Here is a 14,196-nt window from a genome sequence, read left to right on the forward strand (position 1 = left end):
CCCGCCGGGGGCCGTCGAGACGCGCCCTCGAAGTTTCCGGGAGCCGGATCCTTGCAATTGCAGTGATTTGGTGGGAAGAACCGAGGGACAAAAGGATGGGTTGCAACCAGGAACAGTCGGCATGCCGGGGATTGGTGGTGGTGCTCCTGGGGTGGCTCGTCGCCGCTGCGCTCTTGCCGGGCGGGCACGCGGTCGCACAACCCGTCTTGCTCGGTGAATGGCCCGAATTCACCCGCGATGGGGAAGCCCAATCGGTTCGGGTGCACGACGATCTGGCCTATGTCGCCTCCGGGCTTGGGGGGCTGTTCATCATGGACATTTCGGATCCCGCCCGGCCGCGGTTGCGGAGCCGCCTGGATACCGACGGCTTCGCCAGGGCGGTGGCCGTGTCCAACCAACGGGCCTACGTGGCCGACTCCGAAAATGGGCTTGTGGTTGTGGATGTTTCCGCCCCTGGACTTCCGGTGGTGCTCGGGCGCGCCGCGACGGATGGGATGGCCGAAGATGTGCAGGTCGCCGGCGATCGGGCCTATGTAGCCATCGGTCTGGGCGGGGTGGCGATCTTCGGGATTTCGAATCCGGCGTCTCCGGTCCTCCTGGGCACGATCGCCACTTCGGGGCGGGCCGGCGGGCTGCAGGTGGTGGGGTCCCTCGTGTACGTGGCCGAGGGCCATGCCGGACTTCAGATCTACGACGCGTCCAATCCGTCGTCGCCCGCCCGTCTCGGGGGTGTGGACACCCCCGGATTTGCCACCGCCGTTGCGGTGGGTGGCACGTTGGCCTGTGTGGCCGACGGGCCAGGCGGGTTGCGGACGGTGTCGGTTGCCGTTCCGTCGGCGCCGTCGTTGATCGGCAGCCTGGCGACCGGTGGGGACGCCATGGGGGTTTGGATTCAGGACGGAATGGCGGCCGTGGCCTCGGCGCGTGCGGGCTGGCATTTGGTGTCGTTGTCCAACCCCGCCGCCCCGGTGCTCGTGGCCGCGGTCGCAAGCCGGGGCGCGGTGGTCGGCGTGCACCTTGGATTGCAGCACGCGGCGGTGGCTGATTTGCACTCCGGACTTTCCCTATTTCGGATCACCACACCGGCGACTCCCGTCCCTGTTGGGGGGTTGGCGGTGTCTGGGGAGGCGCAGGCCATCACGGTGGTGGATCAGCGGGCCTACGTCGCGGACTGGAGTGGTGGGCTCGAGATTCTCGATGGGGTCAACCCCACCCGGATTCAACGCCTCGGCGGGATCGGAAACGGAACCTCGGTGTCGGATGTCGAAGTGACCGGCAATACGGCGTTCGTGGCGGATTATCGCGATGGCCTTTTGATCTTCGATGTTTCCAATCCGGAGGTGCCGGTCCGATTGGGGGGATTTCCCGGAGTGTCCCAGTTGGTGGACTTGGAAGTCACCGGCGGACGCGCCTACCTGGCGCATGCCGATGGTCTGGAGATCGTGGATGTCGGCAATCCGACGGCCCCGGTGCGACTCGGCCGCTACCCGACGGATGGCGATGTGTTCCGGGTCACGGTCGTGGGGACGATCGCCTACCTCGGAGTGCGGGATTCGCTGGAGCGTCCGGGGTTTCAGGTGGTGGATGTCGGCAATGCGGCTTCACCGGGTTACCTCGGGGGTTTTCACACCGTCGGGCCGGTGTCCGGGATTTCGCTGGACGGCTCGAGGGCGTACGTCGCGGCGTCGGAATCGGGACTCCTGATCCTGGACGTTGGCAATCCGGCGGCGATCACGCTGATTTCAGCGGTGGCCACAGCGGGTCCGGCGCGAGGAGTGAACGTCGCCGGGGGCTCGGCGTTTGTGGCTGAGGATGGCGCCGGCCTCGGGGTTTTCGATGTGCGTTCACCCGGATCAGTGCGACGGATTGCCGGGACGGACACCCGTGGGGCGGCGCTTGCGGCGCGGTTGTTGGGCTCATGGGTTCATGTGGCGGACGGCCGCGGAGGCGTTGCCGTGGTGACCCAGTCCACGCCGGTGAACACGCCGCCCCGCATTGCCGACATTCCTGACCAGGAGATTGACGAGGGCGCTCCGTGGCAATTTGCCCTCTCGATCACCGATGCCGACCTGCCGGCGAACACGTGGACCGTGTCGCTGTTGAGCGGTCCTGCCGGGGCGACGGTAAGTCCGTCCGGCGTGGTGACGTGGACTCCGTCGGAAGCCCAGGGGCCGGCGACGCACACGATGATTGTCGCGGCGACTGACAACGGCTTCCCGCCGATGACCGGCACCAACTCCTTTCGGGTCCGCGTGCGGGAAGTCAACCGGCCTCCGGTGCTTGCCGGCCCGGGTCCCCAGTCCGTTGACGAGCAGAAGCCGTTCTCCCTCTCGTTGGAGGCGACGGATCCGGACCTTCCGCCCAACCTGCTGACTCACTGGCTTGTCAACGGGCCGCCCGGTCTGGAAGTCAGCGCGTCGGGGCAGGTCACCTGGACTCCGTCCGAGGCCCAGGGTCCCGGGGTCTTCCCGGTGGTTGTGGCCGTTCGGGACGACGGGGTTCCGTCCCTGAGCGCCACCAACGAGTTTTTGATCACGGTCCGCGAAGTGAATACACCTCCCTTTCTGGTCCCGGTTCCGCGGCAGGAGGTGGACGAGATGACGCTGTTCACATTGCAGTTGGCCGGACGGGACGAAGATCTGCCCGCCAATCTGCTGGTCTTTGAGCGCGTGAGCGGACCCGAGGGGCTAACCCTGAACGCCTCCGGAATGGTTTCCTGGACTCCGACCGAAGCCCAGGGCCCGGGGGACCACACGGTGGTGGTTCGGGTGACGGACAACGGGTCACCTCCGTTGAGTGGCGTCGGGGAGTTCGTGATTTCGGTGCGCGAGGTCAATCTGCCGCCCTCGCTTGCGGCGGTTCCCCTTCAGACCGTGGATTCCCTGGCTCCACTGACCCTGACCCTCGTTGGGTCGGATCCGGATCTTCCAGCAAATGCACTTCGGTACTCCTTCGTCCGTGGCCCTGAAGGGCTTACTGTCGCGGACAATGGCGCGGTGTTTTGGAAGCCGGCACCCGGGCAGGCGCCCTCGACCAATGCCGTCGTGGTCCAGGTGACGGACGGAGGTGTCCCGCCCTTGAGCGTGACCCGGGAGTTTTCGGTGATCGCCCTCGAAGTGGAGGAACGTGCCGTGATCCAGATTGGCGAAGATCACCCGACCGGCACTCCGCTGCCCATCCCGTACAGCGAGTTTCGCCCGCAAAACAATCGCAACGATCCACCGCCGGGGCAGATCACCCGCCTGCCGGACGATCCGCAGTATGATCCGGCGTCAAACCCCGAACAGGACGATGATTTCTACGTGCGCGGCATCTACCCCAGGGGCTTCAACCAGCTATCAGCAAGGCTGCTGGTCCCCAACGATGAACCGCCCTCGGCCTGGGAGCACAGCCTGACGCTTGGGGATCCCACCAACCGGTGGCATTTCCGTCTCACCGAACGTCAGGCAGTCCCGGAATCCTGGATCCGGCTTGTCATGGAGTTCGCGGTCGGTGGTTCCATCGTTTCCGGCAGCGTCGTCCCCGGATTTGCCGACCACGACATCACGGTTCGATTCCGGAACGGAGCGGGCGTCGCCACCGAGGTTTTTTCAAACCGGGTGTCCACTCCGGAGGTGGTGGTGGTGGAATTCCCGCTTTCCGATGTCGCGGCCCAACCGGGTGCCAACACCATCGAAATCGTCCGCACCGGGCCGGCCGCACCGGGGGTTTCCTATTGGATCACCTGGGATTTTCTCCGGTTGGAGGTGGACGCCGGGGGCAACGAACCGCCGGAGATGGAACCGGTGCCCGTGCAGACGATCCCGGAGGAGGCCCCATGGTCGCTGAGCCTCCGGGGAACGGATCCGGACGACCCGCCGACGCCCATCGTGTTCAGCCTGGTGGCCGGTCCCTCGGGCCTGACCATCACGCCCGAGGGTGTCGTGCGCTGGACGCCCACCGAGGCTCAGGGCCCCTCGACCAACGTTGTCAGGGTGCGGTTGACCGACAACGGAGTTCCCCGGCGAAGCGCCACCAACGAACTGGCGGTGGTGGTGCGGGAAGTCAACCGACCGCCGGTGCTCGCGGCGGTTCCGGACCAGACCGTGGACGAGCAGTCGCTTCTGACCGTGCCGCTGGGCGCCTCGGACCCCGATTTGCCGCCGAACCGGCTGACCTATTCGCTGATCAGCGGGCCACCCGGGCTGGTGGTTGGTGACTCGGGTGTGGTCCGCTGGACCCCGGGAGAGGAACAGGGACCCGCGGAATTCCGCGTGGTCGTCAAGGTCACCGACAATGGCATTCCGCCGCTGGAGGACACCCGTGAATTCGGGGTCCGCGTGCGGGAAGTCAACACGCCCCCAAACCTCGATCCCGTTTTCCCGCAAACCGTGGATGCGTTGGTGCCCCTGACCCTCCGGCTTGCCGGATCCGATCCGGACCTGCCCGCCAACCGGCTTCAATTCTCGCTGGTGAGCGGTCCGGACGGCCTGACTGTCGCCGCTGGAGGTGACGTCTTCTGGAAGCCGGAACCCGGACAGGTCCCCTCGACCAACCGGGTGACGGTGCGGGTGACGGACGACGGTGTGCCGCCCCTATGGACCGACGGGGAATTCGTGGTCGTGGCGATGGACGTCGAGGAGCGCGACGTCATCCAGATCGGGATTGACAATGATCCCTCCGAAATCCCCTACGCCGAATTCCAGCCCCAGAACAACCGGAATGATCCGCCGCCGGGGCAGGTGACCCGGGTTGCGGGTGATCCGCAGTACAATCCGCTCACGAATCCGGGCCGTGATGATGATTTTTATGTCCGCGGGATTTATCCGCCGGGCTTCAACGCATTGACCTCGCGGTTGGTGGTGCCGAATGACGAGCCGTCGTCCGCCTGGGAACACAGCCTGACCCTGGGCGATCCGACCAACCGGTGGCATTTCCGCCTGACGGAGCGTCAGGCGGTCCCGGAGACCTGGATCCGCCTGGTGATGGAGTTGCCGCTGGGAGGCGCGTCCGTGGGCGGCGTGGTGGCGCCCGGGTTTGGAGATCACGATCTGGCGGTGCGCTTTCGCAATGGTGCGGGCCGGACGACGGAGATTTTTGCGGAGCGGCTGTCGGAACCAAGAGTGGTGACCTTGGAGTTCCCGCTGGATGCGGTGGAGGCGGCGCCCGGAGCCAACACGATTGAAATTGTCCGAACCGGACCGTCCATTGCCGGCACCTCGTACTGGGTGGTGTTCGACTTCCTGCGCATGGAGATTGATGCGGGTGGCAACGAGGCTCCGATCCTGGAGGCGGTGCCGCCACAGGCCGTGGATGAGGAGACGCCGTGGACGGTCACCCTGCAGGGACGCGATCCCGACGTTCCGCCGACGCCGTTGACCTACGGGTTGGTCAGCGGGCCGTCCGGAGTGACGGTGACCCCCGAGGGGGTCGTTCGATGGACCCCGACGGAGGCCCAGGGGCCGTCCACGAACGTGGTGCGGGTCCGGGTGACGGACAACGGGGTGCCGATCCGCAGCACGACCAACGAGATTTCGGTGGTGGTCCGCGAGGTGAACCGGCCGCCCACGCTCTCGCCCATCGAGGACCGAACGATCGCGGAGTTGACTTCACTGGTCGTGCGACTCGATGCAGCCGACGCGGATCTGCCGTCGAACCAGCTCATCTACTCCCTTCTGGAGGCTCCATCGGGGATGACCGTGGACGAGGCCGGAGTGCTTCAGTGGATCCCCTCGGAGGCGCAGGGTCCGGGGACGTTTCTGGTGCGTGCCGAGGTCAGGGATGACGGCGTGCCATCCCTTGCGGCCGTGCGGGAGTTCCAGATCGCCGTGCTGGAGGTCAACACGTCGCCCTTGCTGGAGGCGGTGCCGGATCTTGGTGTTTTGGAGCTGCGCCGGCTTGAGTATCGCCTGCTGGCCTCGGATGCGGATCTTCCTGAAAACCAGCTGGTGTTCGATCTGGTCACGGGGCCGCCAGGACTCGCGCTGAGTTCAGCGGGGCTGGTGAGCTGGACCCCCACGGAGGCCCAGGGACCTGGCGTGTATCCGGTGGAGGTGCGGGTGACGGACGACGGCGTTCCGCCCATGAGCGCCTCCCGCCAGTTCCTGGTGTCGGTGGCCGAGGAAAATCTGCCGCCGGTGTTCGAGCCCGTGCCGGATTCGACGATCCCGGAGCTGCAGTGGTACGAGCGGCTGCTGACGGCCACGGACCCCGATCTTCCCCGCAACGCCCTGGCCTATTCGCTGGTCACAGGACCTGACGGCATGTCGGTGACCCCGGAAGGAGCGATGGCCTGGCGTCCCTCCGAAGCGCAGGGCCCCGGCGTGTACCCGATCGAAGTGCGCGTCACGGATGATGGCATCCCGCCCCTCCACGCCACCAACCGGTTCACGCTGACGGTGGACGAGGTCAACGAGGCCCCCGCCATTGAGGAAGTGCCGCGCCAGACCATTCCCGAGATGGCGCCGTGGACGCTGGCGCTCACGATGCTGGATCCCGATCTGCCGGCGAATGTGCCGACGTTCACCCTCGAATCGGGGCCCGATGGGATGACCCTTTCTCCGTCGGGCCTGGTTTCGTGGAATCCCACGGAGGCCCAGGGCCCGTCCACCAACCGGGTGCGGGTACGCGTCACCGACAACGGCGTTCCTCCGTTGAGCGCCACGCTGGAGTGGTTCGTCGAAGTGCGCGAAGTCAACCGGCCGCCGGTGCTCGCCGCCGTGCCGGATCAATTCGTGGATGAACTCGACGAATGGGAATGGATGCTTTCGGCGACGGATCCGGATCTGCCCCGGAACCGGCTGCAGTACTCGCTGATCCGGGGTCCGGCAGGTCTGAGCGTGGGCGGCAATGGACGCGTCCGGTGGTCTCCCTCGGAAGAGCAGGGACCGGCAGTGGAATGGGTCGAAGTGCGGGTGACCGATGATGGCGTGCCCGCGCTGAGTGCCACCAACGGGTTCACGATCACCGTGCGGGAGGTCAATGCGGCGCCGGTGTTGCTGTCCCCGGGCCTTCAGTGGATTGACGAGCTGGGGCCATGGCGCCTGGCGTTGCTGGCCACCGACCGGGACTGGCCTCCCAACCGGCTGACCTTCGGGCTGGTGCGGGGCCCCGACGGTCTGACTGTGGCCCCGGACGGTGAGGTGCGCTGGGCGCCATCCGAACTGCAGGGGCCCTCCACCAATGAGGTGGTGGTGAAGGTGACGGATGACGGGCCGGTCGCCCTGAGCGCGACCAACCGGTTTGTGATCAGGGTCCGCGAGGTCAATGCGCCGCCGGTGATGGCCCCCCTCGCGGACCGCGATGTCTTTTTTGGCGAACGGGTGACGGTGCTGGTGCTCGCGGAGGATCCGGATGGACCCCTGCTCAACCGCCTGACCTTTGAGCTGGTGCCGCCGGAGGGCGGGGCGACGGTGGATCCCGACACCGGGGTCTTTCGCTGGGTTGCGGACCGGTATGGCTCACACCGGTTTACAATACGCGTTCGCGATGACGGCATTCCCTCCGCAAGCGACCAGCAGTCGTTCAACATCCGGGTCGCGGACCCGCGGCTGGATGTGAGGCTCCACGGGGGGCGCGTGGTCTTCGAGTTCGAGACCCGGCCCCAGTGGAATTATCAGTTGATGGGATTGACCTACCGTGCCGCCGGCGCGGGATCCACGACGTGGCGGCCCGTGCTCGAACGGCCGATTCGCGGAACCGGTTCCCGGGAGGCCGTGACCCTGCCGCCGGATGCCATCGAGGAGGGACAGTTGATCCGTCTGGAGATCACGCCGGCGAACCCCAACTGATCCCTGGGAATCGAAGAGGGCCGGGCCCGTCCGCGCGCCCGGGTTACTCCCAGCCGGCCACAGCGCCCCCCTTGAGGCGGAGGATTCGCCGGCAGCGGCGTGCGAGTTCCGGGTCATGGGTGACCAGAACGAGTGCCGTGCCCGCCTCGGCATTCAGCTGAAACACCATGCCGGCAATCCGGTACGCCGTCTCCCCGTCCAGGTTTCCAGTGGGTTCGTCGGCAAACAGAATCTGCGGTTCATTGATGAACGCACGGGCCACCGCCACGCGCTGTTGTTCGCCGCCGCTCAATTGCGCCGGGTAGTGATCCAGACGGTCTGCCAAACCCACCCGGTCGAGCAGTTCGATGGCGCGTTTGCGACCGGTCCGGGCCCCCCTGAGTTCCAGCGGAACCAGCACGTTCTCCGCTGCCGTCAGGGTCGGCAGGAGCTGAAAGTTCTGGAAAATGAACCCCACGTGGTCGTTTCGGACCCGGGCGCGGGCATCCTCATCCAGGGCGCCCAGATCGTGGCCCGCGAGGTGCACGGAGCCCGAAGTCGGCGTGTCCAGGCCGGCGCACAGACCCAGGAGTGTGGTCTTGCCGCTCCCGCTCGGCCCCACGACCGCCAGGGTGTCGCCGGCATCCAGTTGCAGATCCACATCTCTGAGAACCGCCAGTGTGTGGCTGGCGGTGACGTGGATCTTACCAAGCGCCCGGGTGGCCAGCAGTGGACCGGAGGCCATGGGGCCTGGGGTGCCTTCGCTCATTCCACGAGGGACGGCTCCGTTCCAAGTGTGCCCCGAAGGGACGCGAGGTGCTCCGGGCGCTTGACGCGCTCCAGCATGACCCGGGCGTGGCTGAGGCGATCCCGGAGTCCGAGCCGCTGGCATTCCGTGTCGTAGTTGGGTTTCTGGACGAACTTCTCAAGGTAGGCGGCGTGGCGCTGCCACATCCGGACGTCGGCCCGTTGGCGCGCGGCCAGCCTCGCGGCATACCAGTCGCTGGCCAGCAGGTGGTCGCGGGAGAACAGTTCGCGGATGGACGGATCGGAAATCGGACGTCCTTCAAAGTGGCCGTCGCGCATGCAATGCAGCAGGGCCCTCAGCGGCGGGCACGCGACGTCAATCGAACCGTCGTCGAAGTATTGGGCGGCGACGCGGCGGTGGGTGGCGACCACGTTGTCCACCGCGTCGGCGAACTCATCGGGATCCTGAAGCTCCGGACGGAGCATTTCGTCTGGCAGCACCGCGTGCGGATGATTGAAAATGCGCCCGAAGAAGCGGTTCACAAATTTCGGGGTGATCCGGTATCCGAGCCGGCTGGCGAGAACCGTGCGCGTGCCCGCCGTGAAGTCCTGAAGCGGCTCAAGCAGCCCTTCAGCCTTCATCCACTCGGGATCCCGCTCCGGCTCCTTCATCCGGCACCAGACCTCGGGGACCAGCAGCGAAATGTCGTGGTCCACCCGCGCCCTCGGGCCGAGGCAGCCGGCGCTGGTCAGGAAGCACGGGTAGCCGCTCACCACGTAGCCCACCAGCGCCGCATTCAGGTCGTAGACCGGGAGCAGGGCGTTGAACGGCCCCTTGGTCAGCGCTCCCTCGCTGCCCGCCCCGGTGGTGGACGGGGACTTGCCGGTCATCGAGGAGATGAACTCCATGAAGAGCTCCGGCAACTCCATGTAGTGGATCGGTCCATAGCAGGCGAGTGATCGGATCTTGTCCTCGGCGGGATTGTTCCGACGACCGGCAAGGATGGCCCGGACGGGGACATGCAGGGGGCGGTCCGGCGGCAGGCGCCGGGCCAGGCGCTGGGCCAGTTCCATCCGGCGCAGGCCACAGGGGTCTGCGAGGTCGGGGCGCCGCTGCAGATATCGGGGATTCTTCGACGGCTTGCCATCCACCACCCGCGGAAAAGCGGTGCAGACGAAGTAGCTCACGTCTTCGCGGGTCTCGACGGTCTCAATGAGCTGCTGCATCGGCCGCGTGAACTGGTGGAAGCCGATCGCCTCCTCCCGCAGTTCCCGGGCCCGTGACTTTGGGACCGGCTCGTAGTTGGAGTAAAAATTACCCCCCTCGGCGAACTCCAGTTCGGTCTGCTGATCGTAACCGCGCACGACGGCGTCGTCGGGCCGCTGGAACAGCCGGTTCTCGCAGTTGTGGACAAACTTCAGCGAGGTCATCGGCGGATTTTCGGGGGCATCGTCCCCGAGATGCTCTCTCGGGACGATCACCGAGGCGGTGATGTCGTCCTCGGCCTGAACCTTGGCCGCGGGATGAAAGTCCTTGCGCAGGCCAAAGGTGCGCCACGAACCGTCGGCATCATAGCCGACCCTGAGGAACTGGGTGGCGAGCTTCTTGCGACCGACCCGGAGCTCGTTGGACGGGGCACCGTTGATGATGTCCACAGCGAACTGCTCGCGCCATTCGGAGCCCCAGGACGGCTTCCAGAACCGCTTCACCACGAAAACCAGTTCCTTGATGTGCTGGGGAATCGCCGTCAGCCACGCGTTGTACGCGTCGTGGTATTCCTCCGGGCTTGGGGTGAGCAGCTTGATCACACTGCCGAGGGTCCGTTCCGGGGACAGGATGGTGCGGGTGTCCTGCCCGTTGCGTTCCGGCTCGCAGAACCGGCCGGAATAGTCGTGATTGAGCAGGGATTCCACGGCGTCGAAATCCGACTGGAAATTGGCGACAAACACCGGGCCATGAATGATCGCATCCGTGATGGGTTTGGAGATCTCGGATTTGCCGCCGCCGCTGACGGTACAGGGTTTGTGGCACAATGTGCCGTCGGGACGCGTCCCGATCAGGCGCCAGGCCCGGTTGCCCACCGGTTTTTCGAGGTGAATGGCGAAGCCGCTGGGCAGCAGGTAGTGATGGTCGAGCTTAAGCCGGATGGACTGCTCCCGGCCGCCGAGATCCCAGCGGATGGACTGGGCCTCGAGATCGAAGCGGGCATCCTCCCGCACGCAGACGATGTTGGGGTGCTGCCGGTCCACGGCGTAGCCCTGCGGATGAACCTCGAGCTCGGAGGCGAACAGTCGGATGACCTCCTCGAAGCGATGCGGATAGTCCTTCAGATGGGCGCGCCCGTCGTATTCGCCGGCCAGGTCGTACCGGGGAAACACCAGGGCCCCGCCTGCGTGTTCCTCCTCCACCAGCCCGAACAGGTTTGCCGCATAGCCGATCTGGGTCTTCACCTCCTTCTTGCAGTAGCCGAAGTAGTTGTCCCCGATCACGGTGACGACCACCCCGGAGGTGTCGCGGGCGCAGATTTTGAAGGCTTGCCCGTCGTTGTAACGTTCGTCCGGTTCCTTCCAGCACATTCCGTCCCGCCGCTGACGTTCGGTGGCCTCCCCGTACTCCGGCAGTCCCAGCTCCTTCTTGGTGATCTGGCCCACCAGGTGCGGCGCCAGGATCACGCAGCCCGTGTGGCCGGACCAGTGCTCGACGTCGAGCGCGGCGTCGTTCTCGGGGAGATTGGGGTCCCCGGCGTTCCCGAAGATCGTTTCGATGAAATCCAGATTGCTCACCAGCGTGCCCGGAACGAAGAAGCGCGTCTCCATGCTCAATTTTGGGAGGACTCCCGGCACCTCCGGGCAGACGACCGGTCGCAGGTGCAGCGACACCCAGCACTCGGCGGGCTCTTTCTGGGTGGCGGTGAAGGGAAGCCTCAGCAGTTCAGGAGGGGCTTCGAACGCCCGGCGCACCAAGGCGGCGAACACGGCCCTGGGGACCGCCTTCTTGTCGTCGGGAACTGGCAGGCCGCCCTCCGCGACGTGGAAGATCCCCGCGGTGGTCCGACGATCGGATTTCGGATTGTGCAGCACGCCGTTCGCCGTCCGGTAACTCGCGATGATGTCGCTTCGAAATTCATCCTGGTCGGGTGGCAGCGATGCCGTCCGCGCCAGTCCCGGCCGGTCGAGGAGCAGCGTTCGCGCTGGCAGCCGGGGAGGCACCACGATGTCGCCCAGGTAGTCATAGAGGAACGCCTGGATCCGGGCGTCCACGGGACACAGGTGGCTGGCCAGCAGGCGGTCCTTCTCGCGGCTCCTCGCGATGAAGGAGGCGACGATTGCGGCCGATTCGGGATCCACCGCGGCGGCGTGAAGCGGCAGGCCAAGTTCCGCGAGTTTCAGGTTGAGGTGGCGAATTTCGGCGGTGACGGAGAAGGCGCTGCTCATGGTGGGGTGGGCCGGCACTGGCATCGGCCATGCCGGGGCAAGAGAGAGCTATCCCGGGATGCCGTTGCGTGCAAGCCGGGGGACTCCTCAATTTGCCCGCGAGGGGACGCTGCCAGACGCGATCGGGCCCGTGCTCTTTGACGAAGGGCTTCGCGTTTCCCATGCTGGTGGCATGGGATTCGCATTCGGGCGGTCGTTGGCCTGCATGGGGTGGCCCGGAGGGCTCGCCTTCCTGGTGGCTTCGTGGGTTGCGGGCGCGGCACCGGCCGTGATCGAGGGGCGGGGACTGGCCAATGCGTCCGCCGCGGTGCGCATCGGGTCCCACCGCATTCTCGTGGGCAGTGATGAACACAACGCGCTCCTCCTGTACGACGTGCGCACCGGGGGGCGCCCGCTCAAATCGTTTCCCACAGGTCCCTGGCTCGATCTCGAGCCCGATGCACGGGAGGCGGATTTCGAAGGTGCGGCGCGGATCGGGGACACCCTGTATTGGATTGGCTCCCATTCGCGGAACCGGCAGGGAAAGGTCCGCTCTGAACGACAGCGGCTGCTGGCGCTTCGCGTCGCTGATGAGGATGGAGACGTGCGTCTCAGTCCGATGGGTCCGCCGTTGACCACCCTGCTGCAGAGCCTGTGCTCGACCCCCGGCCTGGCGGATTTCGGCCTTGGAGCGGCTGCGCGCCTGGAGCCGAAGGAGCCGGGTGGTCTCAACATCGAGGGACTCGCTGCCACACCGGAGGGAGGCCTGTACATCGGATTTCGCAGTCCAGTTCCGGACGGAAAGGCCCTGATGGCTCTGCTGATGAACCCGGCCGAGTTGATCGCCGGACGTCCGGCCCGTTGGGGGCCGCCGGCACGGCTCGATCTGGGCGGTCAGGGCATTCGGGATGCCGTGTGGTCCGGACGCCGCTACTACCTGCTCGGGGGCAGTCCGGGGGAGGGAGGGCGGACGCAGCTCTATCGCTGGGCAGGCCCGGGTGTCGCCCCCGAGGTGTTGAAGTCTCCGGGGCTCAAGAATCTCAACGCTGAAGGCATGGTGATCTTCGGCACACCGGCCAGGCCGCGCCTCCTGGTGCTCAGCGATGACGGGAACCGCCGGGTGAATGCCGGGAAGGAGGCCCAGGATCGGACGTTCCGAATGCTCTGGGTGGACTTGCCTCCTGAGAACGGACCTTGAACCCGGGAGGTCACCGCGGAAACCAGCGTCGAAAGCTTTCGAGGGTCATTCGCGCCGCCGTGTCGGCGTCCGGACGTGGAAATACCTCGGCAGACAGATAGCCGGAGTAGCCCAGGTCCAGGAGGGACCTCGCGATGGGCTCCATCGAGGTGTGACCGAACCCGACCGCCTGACGGTTGCTGTCGGCGAAGTGCACGTGGCCCAGCGTCGAGCCCGCCAGCCGTAGTGCCGCGGCCGGATCGGCTTCCTCGATGCTGGCGTGGAAGAGGTCCACAAGCAGCTTCACGTTGCGGGTCCGCAGGGTGGCGAGAAATTCGAGAGTGTCCGCCACGGTGTGAAAGAGATTCGTTTCGTAGCGGTTCAGAGGCTCGAAGAGCAGCGGGACATCGAGGGCGTGGGCGCGGGGACCCAACTGGTCCAGTTCCTCGCGCAACCAGGCCAGTGTCTGCTCCCGGGAGACCCCCTCCGTCACCCGGCCCTGCAGGGATCCGATGATGGCCGGAGCCCCGAAGCCTCCGGCAAAATCCACGATGGCTCCCGCGAAGTCACGGGCGCACATCCGGACATGCGGGTCCGGGTCGGTGAGGGACAGGCGGCGGCGGACCCATCCAGCTCCGGTGCCCATGGCGGCCAATTGGAGCTGGTGCACCCTCAGTTGGTCGCGCAAGGCGCGACCGTCAAGATCGTCCGCGTGTGAGGGGAAAACCTCCACCGCATCGAAGCCCTGTGCCGCCGCCCTGGCGAGGGAGTCCTTGAGAGGACCGTGGTGCACAAACGGCCCGGTGCGCGCCTCCGGAACCAGACATACGGTGACGGCAGAGCGGATCATCGGCATGGGATGCACCGGTCGTCGGTCCCCCGGAACCGGGGGATGGTGCGAGGTGCAGGGTTCGAACCTGCGACCCCTTGCGTGTGAAGCAAGTGCTCTACCACTGAGCTAACCTCGCGCGAGGTGCAGAGGAAATAGACAAGCGGCAACCGGGTGCCAATGAAAAGTTTGGGTGACGCCGGCTGGATTGCGCTCCGGCCCCGGTTCCGGGAATCCGGTCGGGGAGGGTCATCGTGATATTCCTGTGAACGTTTCTTGAG

At 66.3% G+C, this 14,196-nt stretch carries 5 protein-coding genes and 1 tRNA gene; 2 read left to right on the top strand and 4 right to left on the bottom strand.

All coding sequences use genetic code 11. The features are described 5' to 3' along the window. Positions 1–95: 95 nt before the first annotated feature. Positions 96–7,769: a hypothetical protein gene (locus tag KF791_02890; protein ID MBX3731523.1), complete on the top strand. Its 7,674-nt coding sequence runs from the start codon at positions 96–98 to the stop codon at positions 7,767–7,769. A gap of 43 nt (positions 7,770–7,812) precedes the next feature. Here the strand turns inward: KF791_02890 and KF791_02895 are convergent, their stop codons facing one another. Both KF791_02895 and KF791_02900 read right to left on the bottom strand, forming a co-directional pair. Further along, positions 7,813–8,493, bottom strand: a complete 681-nt coding sequence (locus KF791_02895) for an ABC transporter ATP-binding protein (protein MBX3731524.1) — start codon at positions 8,491–8,493, stop codon at positions 7,813–7,815. A gap of 20 nt (positions 8,494–8,513) precedes the next feature. Beyond that, a complete protein-coding gene (locus KF791_02900; protein MBX3731525.1) occupies positions 8,514–11,930 on the bottom strand; it encodes a hypothetical protein in 3,417 nt (1,138 codons plus the stop codon). Positions 11,931–12,102: 172 nt separating this feature from the next. Between KF791_02900 and KF791_02905 the strand changes: the two genes are divergently transcribed. Next, the gene (locus tag KF791_02905; GenBank protein ID MBX3731526.1) at positions 12,103–13,107 is read left to right on the top strand and encodes a DUF3616 domain-containing protein; all 1,005 of its coding nucleotides are present in this window, start codon (positions 12,103–12,105) and stop codon (positions 13,105–13,107) included. Between the two features lie 10 nt (positions 13,108–13,117). Here KF791_02905 and KF791_02910 read toward each other — a convergent pair whose 3' ends face one another. Then, positions 13,118–13,936 (bottom strand): sugar phosphate isomerase/epimerase, encoded by an 819-nt coding sequence (locus KF791_02910; GenBank protein MBX3731527.1) that lies wholly within the window; start codon positions 13,934–13,936, stop codon positions 13,118–13,120. Positions 13,937–13,979: 43 nt separating this feature from the next. Next, positions 13,980–14,054: transfer RNA gene (locus KF791_02915), tRNA-Val, on the bottom strand. Positions 14,055–14,196: the final 142 nt, after the last annotated feature.

This window comes from Verrucomicrobiia bacterium (assembly GCA_019634635.1).
Lineage (GTDB): Bacteria > Verrucomicrobiota > Verrucomicrobiia > Limisphaerales > UBA9464 > UBA9464.

What these genes read in the sequence shown, in the direction of transcription:
- KF791_02900 (MBX3731525.1), bottom strand. Translation starts at nt 11,930, where the DNA reads ATGAGCAGCGCCTTCTCCGTCACCGCCGAAATTCGCCACCTCAACCTG.
- KF791_02890 (MBX3731523.1), top strand. Translation starts at nt 96, where the DNA reads ATGGGTTGCAACCAGGAACAGTCGGCATGCCGGGGATTGGTGGTGGTG.
- KF791_02910 (MBX3731527.1), bottom strand. Translation starts at nt 13,936, where the DNA reads ATGATCCGCTCTGCCGTCACCGTATGTCTGGTTCCGGAGGCGCGCACC.
- KF791_02895 (MBX3731524.1), bottom strand. Translation starts at nt 8,493, where the DNA reads ATGGCCTCCGGTCCACTGCTGGCCACCCGGGCGCTTGGTAAGATCCAC.
- KF791_02905 (MBX3731526.1), top strand. Translation starts at nt 12,103, where the DNA reads ATGGGATTCGCATTCGGGCGGTCGTTGGCCTGCATGGGGTGGCCCGGA.